Raw genomic sequence first — 24,034 nt, 5'->3', positions numbered from 1 at the left:
CCGGGCCCTCGCACCCGGCTTCCGGCTCCGGGCCCTCGCACCCGGCTCCCGGCCCCCGCTCCCGGTTCCGGGCCTCCCGCCCCCCACGGCGGGAGGGCGTCACACCCGGACGCGGAAGGCCCGGATCGCCAGGGGCGCGAAGACCACGGCGAACCCGGCCGCCCAGAGCAGGGAGATCATCGAGGCGTGGGCGACCTCGCCGCCGATCAGCAGGCCGCGGATGGCGTCGGCCAGGTGCGTGACCGGGTTGATGTCGGACCAGACCTTCAGCCACTCGGGGAAGGTCTGCGACGGCACCAGCGCGCTGCTGGTGAACGTCAGCGGCATCATGGTGGAGAAGGAGATCATCTGCACCTTCTCCGGGCTGGAGGCCTTGAGTCCGATCAGCACCGACATCCACGACATGGCCAGGGCGACCACCACCAGCAGCGCCAGGGCGCCCAGCAGGCCGAGCACGCTCGTCTCGACCCGGAACCCCAGCACCATGCCGAAGCCGACGAGCAGCGCGAAGGCCCACACCTGCTTGGCCGTGTCGGCGATGATCCGGCCGGACAGCGGCGCGGTCCGCGCGATCGGCAGGCTCCTGAGGCGGTCGAAGACGCCCTTGGTGATGTCGGTGTTCAGCCCGATCGCGGTGGACAGGGTGTAGAACAGGGCGTTCTGCACGAGCAGGCCCGGCAGGGCGAACTGCAGGTAGTCGCCCGTCGAACCGGAGATCGCGCCGCCGAACACGTAGGTGAACAGCAGCAGGAACATGATGGGCTGGATGCTCAGGTCGAGCAGCTCCCAGGGGTTGTGCTTGACCTGGACCAGGCTGCGCCAGGCCAGCGTCATCGTCTGCCGGAGCGTGGCCAGCGGGCCGACGTGCCCGGCCGGGGCCGCCACCGCCGGAGCCGCGGTCGTCGTCATCGCCGTCATGCCGGAACCTCTTCCTTCGCCGGGGCCGCCTTCTCCGTGACGGGCTCCTCTTCGGCCCGGTGGCCGGTGAGGGCCAGGAACACCTCGTCCAGGCTGGACTTGCGCAGCGCCAGCTCGGTGGCGACGACGCCCAGGTCGTCGAGGCGGCGGACGATCGCGGGCACGACCGCCGGGTCGTGCACCGAGGCGGTGGCCCTGCCGCCGGTCAGGTCGGGGGCCTCGCCGATGACGTCGGCGACGACCTGGGAGACCAGGTCGAGGTCGGCGGGCTTGAGCGGCCGGACCTCAAGGATCTGCGCGCCGGTGGTCGCCTTCAGCTCGTCGGAGGTGCCCGAGGCGATCACCCTGCCGTGGTCGAAGACCACGATGTCGTCGGCGAGCTGGTCGGCCTCCTCGAGGTACTGGGTGGTGAGCAGCACCGACACCCCGTCGGCCATCAGGCCGCGCACGACGCTCCACAGCTCCGTCCGGCTGCGGGGGTCGAGGCCGGTGGTGGGCTCGTCGAGGAAGAGCACCTGCGGCCGCCCGACCAGGCTCGCCGCCAGGTCCAGACGGCGGCGCATGCCGCCCGAGTAGGTCTTGGTGGCCCGGCCGCCCGCGTCGGAGAGGGCGAACCGCTCCAGCAGCTCGGCGGCCCGTCGCCGGGAGTCGGCCCTCGACATGCCGAGGAGGCGGCCGATCATGACCAGGTTCTCCACGCCGGTGAGCATCTCGTCCACCGCGGCGTACTGGCCCGTGAGGCCGATGAGCGAGCGCACCTGGTGGGCCTGGCGCACCACGTCGAACCCCCCGACCGTGGCCCTGCCCTCGTCGGGGCGGAGGAGCGTCGCGAGGATCCGCACCGCGGTGGTCTTGCCCGCCCCGTTCGGCCCCAGGACGCCCAGCAGGCGTCCCTGCGGGACGACGAGATCGACCCCGTCGAGTGCCCGGGTCTCCCCGTAGCGTTTCACCAGGCCCTCCGCCCGGATGGCATGCTGCATGATCGGTTCCCTTCGTCGTGTGCCCTCCCAGGGTGCCGGTCGCCACTGACACTTTCCTGAGCCGGCGCTGACGGCACCGGTGACGGCGGGAGAGGGGCTGACGGATCACTGGCGGATCGCTGAGAGGACCGCCGCCGGATCACCGCGAGGGTGCCGGTACGGCGGCGCTCCGGCCGCCGGAACGCGACCGTCTAGGCTGGCGTTGTGAGCGACCAAACCGATACGAACGGGGACGTCACGAACGTGACGGAGCCGCCGGGCCGGACCGGAGGCCGAGTCCGGCCGGCGCCGGGGTCCGGACGCGTCCCCCTGAGGGACCCCGCCAACCGCGTCTCCCGCAAGGCGATCACGTTGTGGCTGATGGAGGGAGCCGTCTGGACGGTGCTCCTGGTCGCCGGCTCCGTCCTTCTGGCGGGCTGGATCGGGGACGCCCGCTGGTCCTGGCTGCCCGGCTGGATCGTGGGCGAGATCGGGTGGCTCCCGTGGGCGGTGGGGGCCGTCCTCGCGGTGCTGACCGTCACCGAGTCCCTCTGGCGCTACGCGGTGCACCGCTGGGAGCTCACCGGGGACGTGGTCTACGCGCGGTCCGGATGGCTCAGCAGGGACTGGGTGTTCGTCCCGGTCAGCCGGATCCAGACGGTGGACAAGGCCCAGGGCTGGTTCGAGCGCCTGCTCGGCCTGGCCACGGTCGAGATCCGTACGGCCTCCCACGCGGGGTCGTCCACGATCAAGGGCCTCGACTACGGGGTGGCCGCGGGGCTCGCGGAGGCACTCGCCCGCAGAGCCGAGGAACTGAGGGACGACGCGACATGACCGGACCCTCGCCCCTGCCGGACCCCGGGCCTCCGGGGGCAGGGCTCCCCGGTCACGGGCCTGCGGATCCCGGCCCGCCCGGCCCCGGAGGGCCGCCGCCGGTCGCCCGGGCGCTGCGGTTGAGCCCGAAGGTGCTGCTGACCGATCCGATCCGGATGCTGCCCTCGCTCTTCCTGCCCCTGGTCGGCGTCCTGTTCCTCGGAGGGTTCTCGTCGGGCTCGTTCGCCTGGGCGGCGCTCGGCGTCGTCGGCTCGGTCGTCTACTCCGCCGTCCGCTGGGCGACCTTCACCTACCAGGTCGTCGGCGACCGGCTGGAGCTCACCCGGGCCCTGGTCAGCCGGTCGGTACGGACGGTCCCGCTGGAGCGGATCCGCGGCGTCGACGTCAGCCACCCGCCGCTGCACCGCCTGCTCGGCATCGCCGTCCTCCGGATCGACACCGGGGCGGGCGGCGACGAGAAGCAGGAGGGGGAGCTCGACGGGGTGACCGAGGCCGAGGCGGAGCGGCTCAAGGCCGTACTGCTCTGGCACGCCCGGGCCCGCCTGGCGCGGCGCGCCAGGACCGCGCCCGAACCCGCGGAGACCGGGTTCCCGGATCCCGTCGCGACGGCATCCGGCGGTGCGGAGGCGGGCGGCGGAGCCCTCCCCGCCTTCCCGGCGGCGGACTCCGACGCCTCCTCCTCGCTCCACCACGAGGTCGGCGAGACGACCCCGGAGCGGATCTTCCTGGTGGTGCCGCGCAGGTGGCTCGCCTACGGTCCCCTCTCGGGGGCCTACCTGCTCACCCCCTTCGCGCTGGTGGCCGGCGCGGTGGGCGCCGCGTTCCAGTGGGGAGGGGAGCTCGGCGTCGACCGGCGGGTCATGTGGAGCGCCGCGGAGTGGCTGTGGGGGCACCGTCCCCTGCTGATCGCCGCCGTGGTGCTGCTGGTGCTCCTCACCCCGGTCATCGGCGTGGTGATGTACGCCGTGTTCAACTGGGACTTCACCCTGCGCGCCCGGGACGGCTACCTCATCGCGGAGCGGGGCCTGCTCACCCGCCGGAGCGTGTCGCTGGAACGGCGCAGGGTGCGCGGGTTCGAGCTGGTCGAGGGGCTGGTCGAGCGCAGGACGGGAATGGCCAGGGCGTGGGCCATCGTGACCGGGCTGGGGGACTCGCAGACCCGCGGTCAGCTCCTGCCCGTGGTGCCCCGGGCGGTCGCGCTGGACGTGGTGGGGGAGGGGGTCGGCCCGATCACGACCGGCCTGCGGGCGCATCCCCCGGCGGCGCGCCGTCGCAGGCTCTTCCGGGCCGTCTTCCCGTGGGTGGTGGTCGCGGCGTGCGCCCTGGCGGCTGCCCTGACCTGGTCCGGCCCCTGGTGGGGACTGGTGGCGGCGGCGCTGGCGCTCGCGCTGCTCGGCGTCCCGCTCGGTCTCGACCGCTACCGCTCGCTCGGGCACGCCTACGACGGCTCGCGCCTGTCGGTGCGGTCGGGATCGCTGCGGCGCTCGCAGGCGGTGGTGGAACGGCGCGCGGTCGTCGGCTGGACGCTCAGCCAGACCTGGTTCCAGCGCAGAGCCGGCCTGCTGACCGTGGTGGCCGGAGTCGGAGCGGGGAGCGGGGGGTACGCGGCGCTGGACGTCGGGGAGGAGGAGGGCGTCGCCTTCGTCTCCGAGGTGACGCCCGACTGGCTCGCGCCGTTCGTCGTCTCCGACTGAGGCATCTCCGCCCGGTGTGTCCCCCCGCCCGGTCCGTTCTCCGTCCGACCGGCTCCTGAGTCCTCGAGATCACCGGATCGTCTCCGGGCGTCTCCGGCGCGCCCGGGGGCGCACCGGGCGGTTCTCCGGTCAGTCGGGGCGGCGGGCACCGAACATGATCTCGTCCCAGGTCGGCACGGACGCGCGCCGCCCCCGGCCGCGCTTCGCCGGACGGGCCGGTGCCGGAGCGGGCTTCGGCGGCTCGGCGGGCTTGTCGGCCGGAGGCTTGTCCGCGGCCTTCTCCACCGGGGGCTTCGCGGTCTCGATCGGCTGAGCCGCGGCCGCGTCCTCCCGGGCGGTCTCCTTGACCGGGGTCACCGGAACCCTCCCGCGCGGCCGGTCCGCGCTGACCCGGGCGGCGGGCACGGCGATCGGAGGCTCCACCGCTCCGCTCTCCTCCGCGCTCTCCGCCGAGGCCTCCGGGACCTCGGCGGCGGAGGCGGCTCCCGGAGGAGCTCCGGCCGCCGCGGCGGCTGCGGCAGGGGCGGCGGGGAGCTCCGCCTCCACCGGCTCACCGCCGGCGTCCTGCTCCGGCGGTGCGGGCTCGGCGCCGTCGTCGGCGGTGCGCCCGGCGGGCACGACCGGCTCGGATGTGATGGGCTCGGATGTGACGGGCTCGGAGGCGACCGTCCCGGACAGGGCGGAGGGGGCGCGTTCGCCGGGACCGGCGGCCTCGGCGGCCGGGACCGGCGGGAGCTCGGCCGGGCCGGTCTCCCCGGTCACCGCGACCGGCTCGACCGGCGTCCGCGCGGCGGGGGAGGACTCGGGGGCCGTCGCGGTCTCCCGGAGCACGGCGGGGAGGACGGGCCGCGCGACCGGCTCGGAGACGGCGGGGTCCGGAGCGCGCAGCGGCGGCACCGAGAGCATGGGCGGGGCCTCGAAGCCCTCGGGCAGCGGGGGCATCGGCGGACGCTCGTACGCAGCGGGCGGTGCGGTCGGCTCGGCGGGAAGGTCGGCGGCGACCGGCGGGAACCCGGGCTCGTCCTGGGGCGGCTCCGGCTCGGACTCGGCGGGGGTCCGGGCGAGCGGGGAGGCGGCCGGCGGCTCCTGGCGCAGCACGGCGGGGAACGACACGGGCGGCTGGCTCAGCGACTCGGGAACCAGCGGGGGGACCGGGGCGAGCTTGCTCACCACCCGGGGCACGAACGGCGTGACCGTGGTGTCCTCGGCCGGTTCGACGTACTCGCCGGCGGACAGGCGCATGGCCTCGTCGTCGTGCGGGGTGATGTGGCGCCGGCGCGGATCGAAGAGCCATTCGGCGTGGCGCGTGTGGCCGTTCCACACGAAACCGAGCTTGATCCGCCAGAGGTTGTCCTCCCGCTTGGCGGAGTCCCAGTCGATCTCGTCGGCGGGCACGCCGCGCCGGGTCAGCCGCTCGGTGACCAGCTCGCCCAGGGTGGGGCCGGGCGCGGTGGCGTCGGGCAGCCGCACGGTGCAGCGCTGCGCCTGCTGGGCCATGTACTCGCGCTCCTGGAGCACGGGCCCTTCGAACCATCGCACCCGCTCGACGGGGATGCCCGCCGTGGTGGCGATCTCCTCGGCGGTCTCGCCGGCGCGGATCCGGGCCTGGATCTCCTTGGGGCGCAACGGGCTCTCCACTTCGATCTCGTACTGGCCGAGACGGGAGAAGTTGCCGCGGACGGCAGCACGGAGCCGGTCGTCGACGGGCAGCGTGAACCGGGTGCCCCGGCCGGCCGTTGCCAGCACGAGATAGGTCCCGTCCTCACTCACCGCGACGAGTCGGAGCTCCTGCATGCGAGTCCCTTCGTCGTCGTGCTCAATCTTCCCCCGGACCCTTGAGTGTCTCGCGTGTGCCGGTTGCCTGCCAGCACCGTACCCGGCATGTCCGAACATAGCCTTGCCGGAGAGGGCTCGCATCGATGTGACGCCAGTCACATTTGCTCTATTCGTCCGATTGAAGGACATTCGTGCGGAGCAGTGGATTCGGGTCCCCGACGGATTCTTCCGAATAATCTCCGGCCCCGTCGCGGACTTCGCACAAGAGCCGGGAAGCGCCTGGGGCGAGGAGGGCGGGGAAGACGGGGAGGAAGGCTCGACCGGCGGGGCGGCCCCGCCCGCCTCGTCCTGTGCTCCGTCCCGCGCCCTGTCGTCCTCCGCCGCGTCCTGCGCGGGGGCGGCCGCCGGCGCGGCGGGGACCGCCGGGGCCGGGGCGGCGGGACGCTGTGCCTGGCGGGGACGGCGGAGGAAGGTCATCTCCAGGGCTCCTCGGGGTAGAGCGGCGCGGGACACTGCGCAGTGTGCCCGCGGAGGAGCGGAGGGGACCGCGCGGACACGCGGGCGCGCCGTTCCTTGGCGGACCCTTGGGCGCGCCCTTGCGGCCCGGGCCGGGCGGGCGCCGCTCAGGGGCCCAGGACCCCGTCCAGATAGTCGTTGGCGAACAGCCGCTCCGGGTCAAGGCGGTCCCGCAGCGCCAGGAAGTCGGCGAACCGCGGGTAGACGGCGTCCAGGTAGGCGGCGTCGCGGGTGTGCAGCTTCCCCCAGTGGGGGCGCCCGCCGAGCCGCGTCATGATCTCCTCGACGCCCTCGAAGTACTCGGGGTGCGGCGTGGGCCGGTAGATGTGGCAGGCGAGATAGGCGGTGTCCCTGCCGTAGGCGGTGGACAACCACGCGTCGGAGGCCGGGGTGACCCGCACCTCGACGGGGAAGCCGATCTTCCAGTCGCGCAGCTCGATCAGGTCGCGGGTCTCGCGCAGCGCCTGGCCCAGGTGCTCGCGTGGGATGGCGTACTCCATCTCCAGGAACCGCACCTCCCGCACGCTCGTGAAGATCTTGTAGGAGGTGTCGGTGCAGGCGGAGGCCGACAGCGCCGCCGCCGAGAGCGCGTTGATCCGGGGGATCGCGCCGGGGAGGCGGGCGCCGATCCCGCAGAGCGCGCCGAACAGCGTGTTCTCCAGGAACGTGTTGTCCAGCCAGCGCTTGAAGGCGCCCGGCGGGTCGGCCGGCCCGGTGCTGCGGTTGTTGCGCTTGGTGAGGCAGGTGTCGGTGTGCGGCAGCCAGAAGAAGTCCAGGTGCTCGTTGCCGGAGGTGAGGGCGTCGAGGGAGCCGAGGATCTCGCTCAGCGCCATCGGCTGCCGGGTGCTGCGCAGCAGGAACGACGGCTCCACCCGGAAGGTCACGGCGGTCAGCACGCCGAGCGCGCCCAGGCCGACCCGCGCGGCGTCGAACAGGTCCTGCTCCGCCCGGTCGGCGGCGTCCGCCCGGACCGTGACGACCTCGCCGCCGGCGAGCACCATCTCCAGCGCGAGCACCTGGTCGGCCAGGCCGCCGACGTCGCGGCCGGTGCCGTGGGTGCCGGTCTGGATCGCCCCGGCCAGCGTCTGGGCGGTGATGTCGCCCATGTTGGCCAGCGCCAGGCCCATGCGGTGGAGCTCCTCGTTGAGGACCCGCAGCGGGGTGCCCGCCGCGGCGGTCACCCTGCCGTCGCCCACCTGCAGGATCCCGGTCAGCCCGTCAGGGCGGAGCAGCAGGCCGTCGGTGAGGGCGGCGCCGGTGAACGAGTGCCCGGTCCCCGTCATGCGCACCCGCCGCCCCGCCGCCGCGGCGTCCCGTACGGCCCGCACCACCTCCTCGACCGAGGAGGGGGTGCGGACCTCGGCGGGCACGACGGACTGGTTGCCCGCCCAGTTACGGAACTCGCGCATGAATATGAACGATACTCATGATTTCTGCTCCGCGACAGGGGTCCGCAGCCACGTCGAGCCCGCGACGCCGACGGCCGCGGCCAGCAGGGCGCACAGGAAGGGGAAGGCGTAGGCGTTGGACGCGCCGAACAGGTCGGTGAGCCGTCCCGCGGCCCACGCGCCGAGCGCCACGCCGAACCCGATCGCGGTGGAGAGCCAGGACATGCCCTCGGTCAGCAGGCGGGCCGGGACCAGCCGCTCGATCAGCGCGTAACCGGTGATGATCGTGGGGGAGATCGAGAGGCCGGCAACGAACAGCGCCACGGCCATCACCCGCAGGTCGCCGACGAGGAAGACAGGGGTGAGCCCGGCGGCGAACGTGCCCAGCGCCCGGACGAACCGGGTGCGCAGGGAGAGCTTCCAGGGCCGCGCGCCGTACCAGAGGCCGGACACCAGGCTCCCGGCCGCGAGTGCGGACAGCAGCAGCCCGCCGGCGACCGGGGCGCCGCGCTCCTCGGCGAACGCCACCGTGATCAGGTCCACCGAGCCGAAGACCGCGCCCATGCCGAGGAAGACGCACGACAGCAGGGCGACCCCGGGGATCGTGATGGGGGTGCCGGAGTGCGTCCCGCCCCGGAGGACCGGCGGCTCGGAGCCGCGCTGCAGGGCGAAGGCGACGGTGCCGACGAGCGCGCAGACCACCACCACGATCAGGCCGACGTAGGGGTTGACCATGGTGGCCAGGGAGGTGGCGAGCGCCGGACCGGCGACGAAGATGACCTCGTCGGCGACCGACTCGAACGAGAACGCGGTGTGCAGCCGGTCCGACCCGCTCAGCACGTGGGCCCAGCGGGCGCGCACCAGTGCGCCGAGGGAGACCGCCGTCGCACCCGCCACCAGGCCCGAGGCGAACAGCGTCCAGGCGGGCGCCCCGGCCTGCGCGCAGAGCATCAGCGCGATCAGTGCGCTCCCGTGCGCGAAGGTCAGCGGGACGATTACCCTGGCCTGACCGAACTTGTCCACCAGGCGCCCGGAGAAGGGCGCGGCGACGGCATAGGAGACGCTGACGGTGGCTGCGACCGCGCCCGCCATGCCGTACGACCCCGTCAGGGTCTCGACGAGCACGATGATGCCCAGTCCCAGCATCGACATCGGCATCCGCCCGACGAAGCCTGAGATCACGAAACCCTTGACGCCGGGCGTGCTGAACAGCTCCCGGTACGGCCCGACCACCGATTTTCCCCTTCCGCACGCCCCAGGCGTGGATCGCATTGACGATTTCGCACCAAACGGCAGCCCGGCAAGTGATTTTCCACGCAACGGTGTGCTGTACGGCCCGCTGAGGCAAACGTGACCGAGGGCCAGAGTCTTCCCAGGTTGCGGGTGTTCCTGATGATCCTGGCGGGACTGGTCGTGCTGACCGCCGCCACCGGGGCGGTGGTGGTGGCGGTCCGGCCCACCGGGCTGGTCGCGGCTCCGGAATCCGTCCCCGGTACGGCGGGCGCCGCACGCGCCGGCGTCTCCGACCTGAGAGGGCTCTCCCCGCAGGCCGCCCCCACGGCGACGGCCTCCGCCCCGGCAGTCCGCGCCACGGGGGACGCCGGGGACACCGGAGCGGGCGGGGACCCCGGAGGCACCGGAAGGACCGGGGACCCCGGAGGCGCCGGAAGGACCGGGGACCCCGGAGGCGCCGGAAGGACCGGGGACCCCGGCACGCCCGGCGCCGCCCCGACCCCGCCCCGGCTGCTGGTGATCTCCCGGTCCACCCTGCCCCAGCAGACCAGGGACGACATCGCGGGGCTGGAGCACGTCCGCAAGGTCGACGTGTTCGACGGCGGGGCCGTACGGGTCTCCGGGGCCGGGCTGAACCTGCTCGCGGTGGACCCCGTCCGCTTCCGCGCCTGGGCGCCGAGGGCGGTGGCGGCCGAGCAGGGCGTGTGGGACGCGCTGGCCAGGGGGGAGCTCGTCGCCGACGGCGCGGCGGTCCGGCGGCTCGGACTCGTCCTCGGCTCGCACTACCAGGTGGACGGCGGGCCCCGGCTCAGGGTCGCCGCCTCGGCCCGCTTCGGGCTGCCCGGCGTGGACGGCCTGGTGGGGCAGGAGACCGGCCGGCGGCTGGGGCTGCTGCCCGGCGTGGCGCTGCTGGTGCACGGCCCGGCGAAGGCGACGGACGCGCTCGGCGCCGGGGTGCGCAAGCTGCTGGGCGCGGGCTCGCAGGTCGTGCCGCTGGGCGCCGGCGGTGCGGGCGGCACAGGCGGCACGGCGCGGGCGAAGGCCGGCACGGGGACCGGGACGGGAACGGCGCTCCGGCCGCAGGCGGCGCGCCGGGCGGCGGTCGGGCGGCCCGGCAGCTACCTGGAGCTGTACCGGAAGGCGGCCGAGATCTGCCCCGGCCTGTCGTGGACCGTGCTGGCCGCGATCGGCCAGGTGGAGAGCTCGCACGGGCGCAACAACGGCCCGTCCTCGGCGGGTGCGCAGGGGCCGATGCAGTTCATGCCGGCCACCTGGAGGGCCTACGGCGTGGACGGCGACGGCGACGGCGTCAAGGACGTCTGGAGTCCCTACGACGCCGTCCCCGGGGCGGCCAACTACCTGTGCGCCAACGGCGCGGGCCAGGGCGGGAAGAAGCTGGAGAAGGCCGTCTGGTTCTACAACCACTCGTGGTCGTACGTCAGGAAGGTCCTGGGCATCGCCGAGGCCTACGCCCGCACCTATCCGTGACCGCGCCCGCCGCACACGCCCGTGGAGCGCGCCCGCCCGTGGAGCGCCGGCCCCGGCGCCGGGTCCCGGCCGCGCGGCCCGCCGGCCTACCCGTGGGCGCGGCGGCGCGGCGGCGCCGGACAGCAGCCGGGCGGGCAGGCCGGCGGCTCCGGCTCGGCCAGCAGCTCGCCGACCACCGCGACGAAACTCGGGTGGGTGCCCACGGTCGCGGCCCTGGACAGCGGGAGGCCGATCTCCCGGGCGAGGTCCGCCGCCTCCACGTCGAGGTCGTAGACGACCTCCATGTGGTCGGAGACGAAGCCGATCGGGACCAGCACCGCCGCCGGGGCGTCGAGCCCGCGCAGGTGGTCGCAGACGTCGGGCTCCAGCCACGGGACGTGCGGCGGGCCGCTGCGGCTCTGCCAGACCAGGTCCCACCCGCGGCCGCCGCCCAGCCCGGCCGCGACCAGGGCGGCGGCCCGGCGCAGCTGCGCCTCGTAGGCCCCGCCGTCCGGCCCGGACGTCGCGGCCATCGAGACCGGGACGCTGTGCGCGGTGAAGACCAGCCGCGCGCCGTCCCGGTGCTCGGCGGGCAGGCGCTCCAGGGCCTGGCGGGTGTGGTCGACCATGGCCGCGACGAAGCCGGGGCGGTCGTGGTAGTGCGGGAGCTTGACGACCTCCGGGGCGCCCTCCACGGCCGCGCGGGCCAGGGCGATGTCGTCGAGGTACTGGCGGCAGGCCGAGTAGGAGCTGTAGGCCGAGGTCACGAAGGCCGCGGCCCGCTTCACCCCGTCGGCGGCCATCCGCCGGAGCGTGTCCTCCAGGTAGGGGTGCCAGTTGCGGTTGCCCCAGTAGACCGGCAGATCGACGGTCGGCTCGACGGCCGCGATCAGGTCGCGGCACTGCTGGTTGATCGGGCTGACCCCGCCGAAGCGCTGGTAGTGCGCCTCGACCTCCAGCAGGCGCTCGCGGGGGACGTCGCGGCCCCGCACGACGTTCTCCAGGAACGGCATCACGTCGTCCGGCTTCTCCGGACCCCCGAACGAGACGACGAGCAGCGCGTCGTAGCTCCCCACAGCTCTCCCCACGGTTCCCACGGTGCCCACGGCCTTCATCCAACCGTATGCCCGGCCCGCCCCTCGCATCGCCATGACCGGTGTTTCGCGCCGGACGGCCGCGCGGATGCATGAACCGGGACCCGATGGAGAGGTAGGTTCGGGAACGTGACCCCTTTTTCTGACATGCGTGACTATGTCGGCGTGCCGCGGGTGGCTTCCCTGCGGCTCTCTCCGGACGGGACCCGTCTGGTGAGCGTGGTGCAGTCCCTCAACCCGGACGGCAGGAGCTACGGGACGTCGCTGTGGGAGATCCCCCTCGACGGGCGCTCGCCGTACCGGCTGACCAGGTCCGTCAAGGGTGAGGCCGGTGCCGAGTTCACCGCCGGAGGCGACGTCCTGTTCGGCTCGCGCCGCCCCGACCCGACGGTCAAGGACCCCGACGACCCCGACGGCGAGGTGCCCGCGCTCTGGCTGCTGCCCTCGGGCGGGGGAGAGGCCCGCCAGGTCGCCTCCCGGCCCGGCGGGATCACCGGCTTCGCGACCGGCGGCTCCGTCGTGGTCTTCGGCTCCGACGTGCTCGGCGGCGACGAGGCCACCGAGGCCGACCGGCGCAAGGCCCGCAAGGACGCCGGGATCAGCGCGATCCTGCACGAGAGCTACCCGGTGCGCTACTGGGACCACGACCTGGGCCCCGGTGAGCCCCGCCTGTTCGCCGGCGTCCTCGGCGGGGACCGGCTGACCGAGATCAGGGACCTCACCCCCGAGCCGGGCAGGGCGCTGACCAACGCCTCCTACGAGGTGGTCCCGGACGGCGGCACGGTCGTCACCACCTGGACGGTCCCGCTGCCGGGCGGTGAGCTCCGCACCGAGCTGGTCGCGATCGAGACCGCGAACGGTGGGGCCCGCCGGGTCCTGGCGAGCCAGGACGGCCACGACTTCGAAGGGCCGCTCGCGGTCTCGCCCGACGGCCGCCTGGTCGCCTGCGTGCGCAGCAGCCACGCCTCCGTCACCGAGATCCCCCGGGTCACGCTCTGGATCGTCGACCTGGAGACCGGGGAGGGGCACGCCGCGGGCGGCGACCTGTGGCCGTCGGACATGGTGTGGGCCCCCGACTCGGCCTCGCTGTACGTGGCCGCCGACCACCTCGGCCGCCGCCCCGTCTTCCGCGTCCCGGCCGACGGTTCCGAGCCCGTACGGCTCACGCCCGGCGACGCCGCTTACTCCTCGCTCAACGCGGCCCCCGACGGGAGCGTCTACGCGCTGCGCAGCGCCGTGGACCGGCCGGCCGGCCCGGTGCGGATCGCCGTCGAGGACGGCACGGTCGAGGAGCTGCCCTCCCCGGCGCCCGCGCTGGAGCTGCCCGGCACCCTCACCGAGGTCACCGCGACCGCCGACGACGGCGCGGAGATCCGCGCCTGGCTGGTGCTGCCCGAGGGTGCCTCGGCGGAGAGCCCGGCGCCGTTCCTGCTCTGGATCCACGGCGGCCCGCTGTCGAGCTGGAACGACTGGTCCTGGCGGTGGAACCCGTGGATCATGGCGCGGCAGGGCTACGCCGTCCTGCTGCCCGACCCGTGCCTGTCCACCGGCTACGGGCCCGGGATGATCCGGCGCGGCTGGGCGGACTGGGGCCCGCGCACCCACGCCGACCTGATGGCGATCACCGACGCGGCGCTGGAGCGGCCCGAGGTCGACGCCGCGCGGACCGCGGCGATGGGCGGCTCCTTCGGCGGCTACATGGCCAACTGGGTGGCCGGGCACACCGACCGGTTCAAGGCGATCGTCACCCACGCCTCGCTCTGGCACCTGGACCAGTTCGCCGGGACCACCGACGCCTCCATGTACTGGCAGCGCGAGTTCGGCAGGCCCGGCACCGAGCTGTACACCAAGCTCTCCCCGCACCTGTCCCTGGAGAGGATCACCACGCCGATGCTGGTGATCCACGGGGACAAGGACTACCGGGTGCCGATCGGCGAGGGGCTGCGCCTCTGGTGGGATCTGCAGCGCACCGGCGTGGAGTCGAAGTTCCTCTACTTCCCCGACGAGAACCACTGGGTGCTCAAGCCGGGCAACGCGGTCGTCTGGTACGAGACCGTGCTCGCCTTCCTCGCCCAGCACGTCCTCGGCCAGGAGTGGAAGCGGCCCGAGTCGCTGTCGTGAATCCCGTCTGAACCCTGTCGCGGGCCCCGTCACGGACACTGTCGTGAACACCGTGCGGGGCGCCGTCGCCGGCGCCGCCGGTCCGCCCGCCGCGAACCCGGTGCGGCGGGCGGACCGGCGCACCGGGCACGATGGGGCCGACGAGTGAGAGGATCGGGGAACGACATGAGCACTGCCGCGGACTTCCTGGCACTGGCGGAGGGGATCGCCCGCGAGGCCGGGGAGATGCTCCTGGCCAAGCGGCCGGCCCGGCCCGAGGTGCTGGCCACCAAGTCCAGCCCCACCGACGTGGTGACGGCGCTGGACCGGGCCTCGGAGGAGCTGATCCGAGCCAGGATCAAGGAGGTCAGGCCGGACGACGCGGTCCTCGGCGAGGAGGGCGGCGTCACCGGCGAGGGAAGGGTGCGCTGGGTCGTCGACCCGATCGACGGCACGGTCAACTTCCTGTACGGCGTGCCGGAGTGGGCGGTGAGCATCGCGGTGGAGGTCGACGGCGAGATCGTCGCGGGCGTGGTGAACGTCGTGCCCCGGGGCGAGGTCTTCACCGCGGCCAGGGGCGGGGGCGCGTGGCTGGCGGGTGAGCGGCTGCGCTGCAACGGCGGGGTGCCGCTGGAGCAGGCGCTGATCGCCACCGGCTTCGGCTACGAGCCCGGCAGGCGCGCGGTCCAGGCCGAGGTGCTCGCGCACGTGCTGCCGCGGGTGCGCGACATCCGCCGGAGCGGCTCGGCGGCCTCGGACCTGTGCGCGCTGGCCGCCGGACGGGTGGACGGCTACTACGAGCGCGGCCCGCAGGAGTGGGACTACGCGGCCGGAGGGCTCATCGCCACCGAGGCGGGGGCCAGGCTCGGCGGGTTGCACGGCAAGCCGTGCAACCCGGGGCTGACACTGTGCGCGGCGCCCGGGCTCTTCGAGGAGCTGCACGACCTGCTGGCCCCGCTGGATCCCGAACGGGACGCCTGACCCGGGGTCACGGCACGAGGGAAGGCCCCCGCGGCGGTCGCGCCGAGGCCGGCCGCGGTGGGGCCCGGGCACACGGGAAGGCGCCCTCCCCGAGCGGGGAGGGCGCCTTCCGCGGTCGTCAGGGCCTGATGGTCAGGGCTGGAGCGGGATGCCGTTGTCGGTGGCTAGCCGGCGCAGATCCTCGATCTCTGCGGTGAGCGTGTCGGCGAAGTAGTCGTCACCGGTGGACCTGGCCTCCTGCAGGTTCTTGTAGGCCTGGTCGAGGCGGTGTTCGATCGTGGTCGTGAACTCGCCCATCTCACCTTCTCTCTCACGGGGTCCGAAGGGCGTTCGGCAAAAGGGTGTAGGACCGCTGTACCCAGTGCCCGGCATGTCCTAAACATGGGTGTGCGATACATCACCGGCGGCGCCCCCGTCGTGGTGCGGGCCTTACCGCAGGCTTACGCAGGCTGCGGCGACAATGGGGTGACGGCGGGAGACCGTCCGGCGGCGCGGGTTCTCGCGTCCGCCTCCCGTCGTTCTCCGAAGTTTTCCCAGAGGTTTTCCAGTGGAGGTGCCAGGGGCCGTGCGGGTGCTTGTGGTTGAGGACGAGCGGGTGCTCGCGGACGCGATCGCGACCGGGCTCCGGCGCGAGGCCATGGCCGTGGACGTCGCCTACGACGGCGCCGGCGCGCTGGAGCGGACGAGCTACATCGACTACGACGTGATCGTGCTGGACCGGGACCTGCCCAAGGTCCACGGGGACGAGGTCTGCCGCCGCCTGGTGGCGGAGCGGACCGCCTCCCGGATCCTGATGCTGACCGCCTCGGGCGACGTCGACGACAAGGTGGAGGGGCTGGGGCTGGGCGCCGACGACTACCTGGCCAAGCCGTTCGTCTTCATCGAGCTGGTCGCCCGGGTCAGGGCGCTCGGCCGCCGCTCGGCCCCGGCGCTCCCGCCGGTGCTGGAGCGCTCCGGGATCCGGCTGGACCCGGGCAAGCGGCTGGTGACCAGGGACGGCGCGGAGGTCGCCCTGACCAAGAAGGAGTTCGCGGTCCTGGAGGAGCTGATGCGCGCCGAGGGTGCGGTCGTCAGCCAGGAGGACCTGCTGGACAAGGCCTGGGACGAGAACATCGACCCGTTCACCAACGTGGTGCGGGTGACCATGATGACCCTGCGGAAGAAGCTGGGCGAGCCGCAGGTGATCGAGACGGTGCCCGGGGTCGGATACCGGCTGTGAGCGGGTGCTGCGGGCCGCGTGCCGGTGCGCGGCCGGGACGGGGGATGTCGTGAGCGGGGCTCCGGAGGAGCGGTCGGCGCCGGGCCGGGAGGGGCGGGCCCCGGGCGGAGAGGGAGCGGCGCCGGGCCGGGAGGGGCGGGCGCCGCAGGAGCGGCCGGAGACGCCGCCGGGTCCGATGGATCCGCAGAACCCGGCGGGGTCGCCGGGCCAGGTGGGCCAGGTGGGACGGCCGCCGTTCGGACCGGCGGAGGAGATCGGCCAGGCGGTGCCGACCCACCCGATGATCAGCCCGCACTCCGAGCGCGGGGAGCGCAGGGCCCCGCAGGCGGTGACCGCCGCGCGCAGGGCCGGGACGCCGCCGCCGCCGAGCGGCCCGCCCGCCTGGGACGGGCCGCCTCCGGTAGGGGCCTCGCCGGTCCAGGTCTCCCCCCTGGACCGGGTGAAGAGGGTCACGGACCGGGTCAGCATCCGGTGGCGGCTCACCCTCACCTACGGCGCGCTGTTCTTCGTGGCGGGCGCGCTGCTGCTGTTCGTGATGTACATGATGGTCGCCTGGGCCATCGACGCGGCATGGCCTCCGGCCAGCGACTTCGTCGACTACCCGGAGGAGGACGCGTGGAAGTTCCGCCGGTGGTGGGAGGCGCACCGCTACACGGCGATCGTCGTCGCGCGTGACCACATGCTCACCAGGTCCCTGCTGGCGCTGGTCGGGCTCGGCATCCTCGCGCTGATCATCGGGTACGTCGTCGCGGACCGGGCGCTCAAGCCGATCCAGCAGATGACCACCACCGCCCGCACGCTCTCCGACTCCACCCTCGCCCATGAGCGCATCGACCTCAAGGGCCCCAACGACGAGCTCAAGGAGCTGGCCGACACCTTCGACGCCATGCTGACCCGGCTCAACGTGGCGTTCGACGCGCAGCGCAGGTTCGTGGCCAACGCCTCGCACGAGCTGCGCACCCCGCTGACGATCAACCGGACCGTCCTGGAGATCGCGCTGGGCGACCCCGAGGCGTCGGCGGACCTCAAGACGCTGGGCCGTACCCTCCTGGAGGTCAACGCCCGCAACGAGCGCCTCATCGAGGGCCTGCTCCTGCTCGCCCGCAGCGAGCGCGAGCTGAGCGTGCGCAAGCCGGTGGACGTGAAGGAGGTGGCCGAGACCGCGGTGGAGCAGCTCGCCCCGCGCGCGGAGGAGGCGGGCGTCACGGTCGTCGCCGAGCTGAGGAGCGCCGAGACCGTCGGCGATCCGGTGCTCCTCGAGCGGTGCGTGGCCAACCTGGTGGAAAACGCCATCAAGCACAATCTCCCCGAATCCGGAAAAGTCTGGGTGCGAACGGGAATGGTGGAAGGCGCACTGGTTGTTCAGGTGGCCAATACGGGGCCGCACGTCCCCGCGTACGAGGTGAACAGCCTGTTCGAGCCGTTCCGGCGGCTCAATGCCGACCGGGTCGATTCGGCCAAGGGGGCGGGACTCGGGCTGTCCATCGTCCGAGCGGTCGTGCGGGCTCACGGAGGCAACGTGGCCGCCGTCCCCAGGGACGGGGGCGGTCTCGTGGTGACCGTGAGACTTCAGCCGCGTTGATCCGGCGGGGGGCGTCTCGCTCACGCCGTACATGTGGTTGGATGTGCCGTCGAACACGGTGGTGCATGCTGCCAATGCTGTGGTTTACGCCATATTTGGCTAACCATGCCCATTGGTGGCGGGTCCCTCACGTGTGAGGAGGTTCAGCGGCCATTCCGACGGGGTACCCAAGCAGGAATCTCTCCGTCGGTTCGGGCACAAGACGGACCTCTCGTACGTTACAACGCGCGAGCGAGCGCAGACAGATAGATGAGGGGGATGGAGCAGACCGATGGCTACCGATTACGACAGTCCACGCAAGACCGACGACGACCTCAACGAGGACAGTCTTCAGGAACTGCAGGCGCGCCGTACCGACAAGTCCTCGGGCAGCATCGACATCGACGAGACCGACCTCGCCGAGTCGCTCGAGCTGCCGGGTGCGGACCTGTCGAACGAGGAGCTCTCGCTCCGGGTGATTCCTCGCCAGGCCGACGAGTTCACCTGTGCGCGTTGTTTCCTGGTGCATCACCGCAGTCAGCTCGCCGTCGAGAGGAACGGCCAGCAGATCTGCCGGGAGTGCGCGGCCTGACGACCGTTCCGACGGCCTGTCCGAAGGTGTGTCCCTTCACCCAAGGGTAGAGGGCCGCGACCGAGGACAGCCTTGAGGAGGTTCCGCGACATGACGTCGGAGAACGAACAGACCGGTGCCGCATCGGCCGGCTCCACGGCCGGGGAGCCGGCCGACGCACCGGAGCGTGAGGTCGCCGAGCTCGTCGGCAGGCTCGCCGGTCCCGGCGAGATGGACGGAGCCGAGCGGCGGCGGCTGCTCGGCCGTCTGACGGCGGCGCTCGCCGACGGCGCGAAGCGGGCCAAGGAGTCCGGGGTCGGCCGGGGACGCTGGCTCGCGGACGTCTTCCTGGCCGTGGCGCCCCGCATCCCCATCCGCGACCTGGCCACCCTCTCCGAGCACCACCACGGGCTCGTCGCCGAAGAGCTGGCCGACGACCTCGCCCGCACCGCGGCCAAGGCCACCATGGCGGTCGGCGCGATCGGCGGAGCCCTCGCGGCCGCCGAGTTCGCCGCCCCGCCCCTGCTGCTCTCCGCCCCCGCCCAGCTCGTGGCCGAGACCCTGGTGGTCGCCGCGATCGAGGTCAAGCTCATCGCCGAGCTCCACGAGGTGTACGGCGTGCAGGTCCCCGGCACCGGCGCGCAGCGGGCCGTCGCGTTCGTGACGGCCTGGTCCAAGCAGCGCGGCGTGGACCCCATGACCCCCGCCTCCGTCACCATCGCCCTGGGCACCGCGGCCAAGACCGCGCTGCGCAACCGGCTGATGCGCACGCTCGGGCGGCACCTCACCACGTTCGGGCCCTTCCTGACCGGAGCGGTGGCCGGAGGCGCGCTCAACCGGGCGGCCACCCGGAAGCTGGCGGTCACGGTCCGTGACGACCTGCGTCGGCACCGTGCTCTATCGTCCGGAAAGTCATAAAATCACCTAAATGGGGTAGTTGCTGGAGCAAGTCAACTATCTGGAGGATTTTGTGACGAGCACCAGCTCGTTCCTGATCGTCGCCAACCGTCTCCCCGTCGACCGGGTCGGAGACGACATGTGGCGGCGCAGCCCCGGTGGCCTGGTCACCGCGATCGCCCCCGTGCTGCAGCGCAGGGAGGGCGCCTGGATCGGCTGGCACGGCGCCCCCGACGAGCGGCTCGACCCCTTCGACCACGACGGCATGCACCTGATCCCGGTGCCGCTGTCGAGGCAGGAGGTCGAGCTCTACTACGAGGGCTTCTCCAACGCCACCCTCTGGCCGCTCTACCACGACGTGGTCGCCACGCCCGTCTACTCCCGGGTCCTGTGGGACGCCTACCGCACGGTCAACGAACGCTTCGCCCAGGCCGCCGCCGAGGCCGCCGCGCCCGGCGCGGTGGTGTGGGTGCAGGACTACCAGCTCCAGCTGGTCCCCGCGATGCTCCGCAGGCTCCGCCCCGACCTGCGCATCGGCTTCTTCCTGCACATCCCGTTCCCGCCCGGCGAGCTCTTCCAGCAGCTCCCGTGGCGGCGGGAGATCCTGGAGGGCCTGCTCGGCGCCGACCTCGTCGGCTTCCAGCGGCCCGGCGGGGCGTCCAACTTCGTCCGGCTCTGCCGGCGCATGCTGGGCATGTCGCACCAGAAGCACGAGATCTACGCCGAGGACGGCCGGACGGTGCGGGCCGGGGCGTTCCCCATCTCCGTGGACTTCGGCGAGCTCGACTCCCTGGTCCGCGAGCCGCACATCATCGCCAGGGCCAAGGAGATCCGCGCCGAGCTGGGAGAGCCGGAGCAGGTGCTGCTGGGCGTGGACCGCCTCGACTACACCAAGGGCATCGGCCAGCGGCTGAAGGCCTTCGGCGAGCTGCTCGCCGAGGGCGCGGTCAAGCCGGGCGAGGCGGCCTTCGTGCAGATCGCGACGCCCAGCCGCGAGCGGGTCGAGGAGTACATCCGGCTGCGCGACTCGATCGAGCTGCAGGTCGGCCGGATCAACGGCGAGCAGGGCGAGCTGGGCCAGCAGCCGGTCCAGTACCTCCACCAGTCCTACGGGCGGGACGAGCTGGCCGCGCTGTACCTGGCCGCGGACGTGATGGTGGTGACGCCGCTGCGCGACGGGATGAACCTGGTCGCCAAGGAGTACATCGCCTGCCGGAACGACCTGCGCGGAGCGCTGGTGCTCAGCGAGTTCGCCGGAGCGGCCGACGAGCTCCGCCAGGCGTTCATGGTGAACCCGTACGACGTCGACGGGCTCAAGCGGACGATGCTGGCCGCCATGCGGGCCACGCCGCACGACCTGTCCCGGCGGATGCGCTCACTGCGCCGCCGGGTGGCCACCTACGACGTGGACCACTGGGCCAAGGAGTTCCTCACGGCCCTGGAGTCCTGAGCGGCTCCGGAGCGCTGCAACGGCTAGTCCTGAGCGGCTCCGGAACCCCGGCCGCTCCCCGCGGTGACCCGCACCGCCGGGAGGGCGCCCGCCTCAGTCGACGACGTCGCGGGCGGCGTCCTTCAGCGCCCGCCAGGCGTCGTAGCGCCTCCTGGCGGTGCGGGCCATCACGATCTGCGCCACCTGCATGCCCACGCCCATCACCACGGCGTAGCCGATCGCCTCGGCGAGGCTGACGTCGAGGGAGTCGTGGTCCGCCGGGGGCTTCTTGCCCGTCGTCTTCTCCCAGACGACCGACAGGACCTTCTTGGCGGCCCACGCCGTGGCGAACCCCACCAGGCCGCCGACGGCCTTCCACGCCAGGTCCTGCTTCTCCTTCGCGTCGGTCACAGTGCTCCTCCTCCTCGACGGCGGCGCCGCATCCGATGATTCCCCTCAGATAACGAACACTAGTCTCCTTCAGCGGCGGATCAGGTGAAGCCATACCATCGGGAGGCATGACGAACCAGCGATCGCGCCGTGCGCCCATGCCCGAGAAACCGACTCTCGCCGGCCTGGAGTCCGTATGGGCAGCCCGCTGGGAGGCCGAGGGCACCTACCGCTTCGACCGCTCGCGCACGCGGGACGAGATCTACTCGATCGACACCCCGCCGCCGACGGTCTCCGGCTCCCTGCACGTCGGCCACGTCTTCTCCTACACCCACACCGACGCGGTCGCCCGCTTCCAGCGGATGCGCGGCCGCGAGGTCTTCTACCCGATGGGCTGGGACGACAACGGCCTGCCCACCGAGCGGCGCGTGCAGAACCACTTCGGCGTGCGCTGCGACCCGTCCGTCCCCTACGACCCGGACTTCCGGCCCCCCGCCGAGCCCGGCAGGCAGCAGCTCCCGATCAGCCGGCGCAACTTCATCGAGCTGTGCGAGCGGCTCACCATCTCCGACGAGAAGGCCTTCGAGGAGCTGTGGCGGCGCCTGGGCCTGTCGGTCGACTGGTCCATGACCTACGCCACCATCGACGGCCGCGCGCGGGCCGCCTCGCAACGGGCGTTCCTGCGCAACCTCGCCCGCGGCGAGGCCTACCTGGCGGAGGGGCCCACGCTCTGGGACGTCACCTTCCGCACGGCCGTGGCCCAGGCCGAGCTGGAGGACCGGGAGCACCCCGGCGCGTTCCACCGGATCGGCTTCACCGCGCCGTCGGGGGAGCGGGTCTGGATCGAGACGACCAGGCCCGAGCTGATCCCGGCCTGCGTCGCCCTGGTGGCCCACCCGGACGACGAGCGCTACCGGCCGCTGTTCGGCACCGCGGTCCGCACCCCGCTGTTCGGGGTCGAGGTGCCGGTGCTCGCCCACCACCTGGCCGAACCCGACAAGGGGTCCGGCATCGCGATGGTCTGCACCTTCGGCGACCTCACCGACGTCCTGTGGTGGCGGGAGCTCGACCTGCCCACCCGGGGGGTCATCGGCCGGGACGGACGGTTGCTCCCCGAGCCGCCCCGGGGCGTGCCCGCCGAGCCGTACGGCGAGCTGGCGGGGCGGACCGCGCACGGCGCCCGCGAGCGGATCGTGGAGCTGCTGCGCGCCTCCGGCGAGATGGAGGGCGAGCCCCGGCCGGTGAAGCGGCCGGTGAAGTTCTACGAGAAGGGCGACAAGCCCCTGGAGATCGTCACCACCCGCCAGTGGTACATCCGCAACGGCGGACGGGACCGCGCGCTGCGCGAGGAGCTGCTGGCCCGGGGCGCCGAGCTGGCCTGGCACCCGCCGCACATGAAGGCCCGCTACGACAACTGGGCCGAGGGCCTGGCGGGCGACTGGCTGATCTCCCGGCAGCGCTTCTTCGGCGTGCCGATCCCGGTGTGGTATCCCCTGGACCCGGGCGGGGAGCCCGACCGCTCCTCGCCCATCCTCCCCGACGAGTCCCTGCTCCCGATCGACCCCTCCAGCGACGTGCCGCCCGGCTACAGCGAGGACCAGCGCGGCAAGCCGGACGGCTTCACCGGCGACCCGGACGTCATGGACACCTGGGCCACCTCCTCGCTGACCCCGCAGATCGCCGGCGGCTGGGAGCGGGACGACGACCTGTTCCGGCGGGTCTTCCCGATGGACCTGCGCCCGCAGGGCCACGACATCATCCGCACCTGGCTGTTCTCCACCGTGGTCCGCTCCCACCTGGAGCACGCCGCGCCGCCCTGGCGCAACGCCGCCCTGTCCGGCTGGATCCTGGACCCCGACCGCAAGAAGATGTCCAAGTCCAAGGGCAACGTCGTCACGCCGATGCACCTGCTGGAGGAGTACGGCTCCGACGCGGTCCGCTACTGGGCGGCCAGCGGCCGCCCCGGCACCGACACGGCCTTCGACACCGGCCAGATCAAGGTCGGCCGCCGTCTGGCGATCAAGATCCTGAACGCCTCGCGGTTCGTCCTGGGCTTCGGCGGTTCCGAGGAGCCCGGCGGGCCGGAGCCCCGGGCCGCCGAGGTGACCGAGCCGCTGGACCTGTCCATGCTGGCCCGGCTGGACGAGGTGGTCCGCGAGGCCACCGAGGCGTTCGAGGCCTACGACTACGCGCGGGCGCTGGAGCGGACCGAGCGGTTCTTCTGGGAGTTCTGCGACGACTACCTGGAACTGGTCAAGGCCAGGGCGTACGGCGACGGCTCCGGCGGCCCGGGGGAGGCCGGCGGTCCCGGCGGGGCGGCCGCCCGCTCGGCCCACGCGGCGCTGCGCGAGGCGCTGGACGTCGTGCTCCGGCTGTTCGCGCCGTTCCTGCCGTTCGTCACCGAGGAGGTCTGGTCGTGGTGGCGGGAGGGCTCGGTCCACCGGGCCGCCTGGCCCGTGCCCGCCGCCCGCGACGGCGACCCGGAACTGCTCCCCGTCGTGGCCGGCGTCCTCGGCCGGATCCGCAGGGCCAAGTCCGACGCCAAGCTCTCCATGCGCGCCGAGGTCTCCCGGCTGACCGTCCGCGGCGCCCGGGCCGGCCTCCTGCGCAGGGCGCAGGACGACCTGTGCGGCGCCGGCGCCGTCGAGGAGTTCGTCCTGGAACCCGGCGAGGGCGACCTCGCCGTGGAGGTGGCCCTGGCCTGACGGCGAGCGCGCCGGCGGAGAGCGCTTCGAGGGGGGCGCGCGGCGGCACACGACTCTGTCCTCCCCGTCGGCCGTTCCCGGCGTACGGTCGAACCACGACAGGTGAGGGAGGACAGAGATGACGCCAGGATGCGGCAGCTGCAGCTGCTACCTCGAGGACCGGGTGATCTCCGGGCCGCCGGGGGAGCGCTGATCCGGATCCACCGCGGAGGGGTCCGGCCCGGACGGCCGGACCCCTCCCCGTCCCGGATTCCCCGCTGGGCGATAACCGCGCGCGCTCGCGGCCGGAGCATGCCAGTCTG

At 73.4% G+C, this 24,034-nt stretch carries 19 protein-coding genes; 11 read left to right on the top strand and 8 right to left on the bottom strand.

The window, feature by feature from the left end:
- Positions 1-99: 99 nt before the first annotated feature.
- Both IEZ06_RS15100 and IEZ06_RS15095 read right to left on the bottom strand, forming a co-directional pair.
- A complete protein-coding gene (locus IEZ06_RS15100) occupies positions 100-918 on the bottom strand; it encodes an ABC transporter permease (RefSeq protein ID WP_189237316.1) in 819 nt (272 codons plus the stop codon).
- Complete coding sequence (locus IEZ06_RS15095; RefSeq protein ID WP_189237315.1) at positions 915-1,898, bottom strand: ATP-binding cassette domain-containing protein; 984 nt, start codon at positions 1,896-1,898, stop codon at positions 915-917. Before IEZ06_RS15095 ends, IEZ06_RS15100 begins: the two co-directional genes overlap by 4 nt.
- A gap of 360 nt (positions 1,899-2,258) precedes the next feature.
- Here IEZ06_RS15095 and IEZ06_RS15090 point away from each other — a divergent pair, with 360 nt between their 5' ends.
- A complete protein-coding gene (locus tag IEZ06_RS15090) occupies positions 2,259-2,711 on the top strand; it encodes a PH domain-containing protein (RefSeq protein ID WP_189237314.1) in 453 nt (150 codons plus the stop codon).
- A gap of 119 nt (positions 2,712-2,830) precedes the next feature.
- Positions 2,831-4,405: a PH domain-containing protein gene (locus IEZ06_RS15085; RefSeq protein WP_229798164.1), complete on the top strand. Its 1,575-nt coding sequence runs from the start codon at positions 2,831-2,833 to the stop codon at positions 4,403-4,405.
- Positions 4,406-4,534: 129 nt separating this feature from the next.
- Here the strand turns inward: IEZ06_RS15085 and sepH are convergent, their stop codons facing one another.
- The 3 genes from sepH to IEZ06_RS15070 all read right to left on the bottom strand — a co-directional run bounded on the left by sepH (position 4,535) and on the right by IEZ06_RS15070 (position 9,318).
- Positions 4,535-6,199, bottom strand: a complete 1,665-nt coding sequence (gene sepH, locus IEZ06_RS15080) for a septation protein SepH (RefSeq protein WP_189237313.1) — start codon at positions 6,197-6,199, stop codon at positions 4,535-4,537.
- A gap of 605 nt (positions 6,200-6,804) precedes the next feature.
- Positions 6,805-8,106: a D-arabinono-1,4-lactone oxidase gene (locus tag IEZ06_RS15075; protein WP_189237312.1), complete on the bottom strand. Its 1,302-nt coding sequence runs from the start codon at positions 8,104-8,106 to the stop codon at positions 6,805-6,807.
- A 15-nt stretch (positions 8,107-8,121) separates the two neighbouring features.
- Positions 8,122-9,318 carry an MFS transporter gene (locus IEZ06_RS15070; protein ID WP_189237311.1) on the bottom strand — a complete coding sequence of 399 codons (1,197 nt, stop codon included), beginning with the start codon at positions 9,316-9,318 and terminating at the stop codon, positions 8,122-8,124.
- 117 nt (positions 9,319-9,435) lie between these two features.
- On the opposite strand from IEZ06_RS15070, the gene IEZ06_RS15065 reads away from it, so the two are divergent.
- Positions 9,436-10,806 (top strand): lytic transglycosylase domain-containing protein, encoded by a 1,371-nt coding sequence (locus tag IEZ06_RS15065; protein ID WP_308427654.1) that lies wholly within the window; start codon positions 9,436-9,438, stop codon positions 10,804-10,806.
- A gap of 86 nt (positions 10,807-10,892) precedes the next feature.
- Here IEZ06_RS15065 and IEZ06_RS15060 read toward each other — a convergent pair whose 3' ends face one another.
- On the bottom strand, positions 10,893-11,861 hold the full coding sequence (locus IEZ06_RS15060; RefSeq protein ID WP_203871933.1) for a ferrochelatase: 969 nt from the start codon (positions 11,859-11,861) through the stop codon (positions 10,893-10,895).
- 165 nt (positions 11,862-12,026) lie between these two features.
- Between IEZ06_RS15060 and IEZ06_RS15055 the strand changes: the two genes are divergently transcribed.
- Positions 12,027-14,000: a S9 family peptidase gene (locus IEZ06_RS15055; RefSeq protein WP_189237309.1), complete on the top strand. Its 1,974-nt coding sequence runs from the start codon at positions 12,027-12,029 to the stop codon at positions 13,998-14,000.
- A gap of 165 nt (positions 14,001-14,165) precedes the next feature.
- Positions 14,166-14,960 (top strand): inositol monophosphatase family protein, encoded by a 795-nt coding sequence (locus IEZ06_RS15050; protein WP_189237308.1) that lies wholly within the window; start codon positions 14,166-14,168, stop codon positions 14,958-14,960.
- A 132-nt stretch (positions 14,961-15,092) separates the two neighbouring features.
- Here the strand turns inward: IEZ06_RS15050 and IEZ06_RS15045 are convergent, their stop codons facing one another.
- Complete coding sequence (locus tag IEZ06_RS15045) at positions 15,093-15,257, bottom strand: hypothetical protein (RefSeq protein ID WP_189237307.1); 165 nt, start codon at positions 15,255-15,257, stop codon at positions 15,093-15,095.
- Positions 15,258-15,525: 268 nt separating this feature from the next.
- Between IEZ06_RS15045 and IEZ06_RS15040 the strand changes: the two genes are divergently transcribed.
- The 5 genes from IEZ06_RS15040 (at position 15,526) to IEZ06_RS15020 (ending at position 20,658) form a co-directional block, all read left to right on the top strand.
- The gene (locus IEZ06_RS15040; RefSeq protein ID WP_189237306.1) at positions 15,526-16,179 is read left to right on the top strand and encodes a response regulator transcription factor; all 654 of its coding nucleotides are present in this window, start codon (positions 15,526-15,528) and stop codon (positions 16,177-16,179) included.
- Between the two features lie 280 nt (positions 16,180-16,459).
- Positions 16,460-17,761 (top strand): sensor histidine kinase, encoded by a 1,302-nt coding sequence (locus IEZ06_RS15035; RefSeq protein WP_189237332.1) that lies wholly within the window; start codon positions 16,460-16,462, stop codon positions 17,759-17,761.
- 271 nt (positions 17,762-18,032) lie between these two features.
- Positions 18,033-18,332: a DUF4193 domain-containing protein gene (locus IEZ06_RS15030; protein ID WP_012893211.1), complete on the top strand. Its 300-nt coding sequence runs from the start codon at positions 18,033-18,035 to the stop codon at positions 18,330-18,332.
- Between the two features lie 90 nt (positions 18,333-18,422).
- Positions 18,423-19,229 (top strand): hypothetical protein, encoded by an 807-nt coding sequence (locus IEZ06_RS15025; protein ID WP_189237305.1) that lies wholly within the window; start codon positions 18,423-18,425, stop codon positions 19,227-19,229.
- 52 nt (positions 19,230-19,281) lie between these two features.
- Complete coding sequence (locus tag IEZ06_RS15020; protein ID WP_189237331.1) at positions 19,282-20,658, top strand: alpha,alpha-trehalose-phosphate synthase (UDP-forming); 1,377 nt, start codon at positions 19,282-19,284, stop codon at positions 20,656-20,658.
- Positions 20,659-20,751: 93 nt separating this feature from the next.
- On the opposite strand, the gene IEZ06_RS15015 is transcribed toward IEZ06_RS15020, so the two are convergent.
- The gene (locus IEZ06_RS15015; RefSeq protein WP_189237304.1) at positions 20,752-21,048 is read right to left on the bottom strand and encodes a DUF4235 domain-containing protein; all 297 of its coding nucleotides are present in this window, start codon (positions 21,046-21,048) and stop codon (positions 20,752-20,754) included.
- Positions 21,049-21,155: 107 nt separating this feature from the next.
- Here IEZ06_RS15015 and valS point away from each other — a divergent pair, with 107 nt between their 5' ends.
- Positions 21,156-23,732: a valine--tRNA ligase gene (valS, locus tag IEZ06_RS15010; protein ID WP_189237303.1), complete on the top strand. Its 2,577-nt coding sequence runs from the start codon at positions 21,156-21,158 to the stop codon at positions 23,730-23,732.
- Positions 23,733-24,034: the final 302 nt, after the last annotated feature.

This window comes from Planomonospora antibiotica, from assembly GCF_014647955.1.
GTDB lineage: Bacteria > Actinomycetota > Actinomycetes > Streptosporangiales > Streptosporangiaceae > Planomonospora > Planomonospora parontospora.
This window is presented reverse-complemented; position numbering and strand designations above follow the sequence as displayed.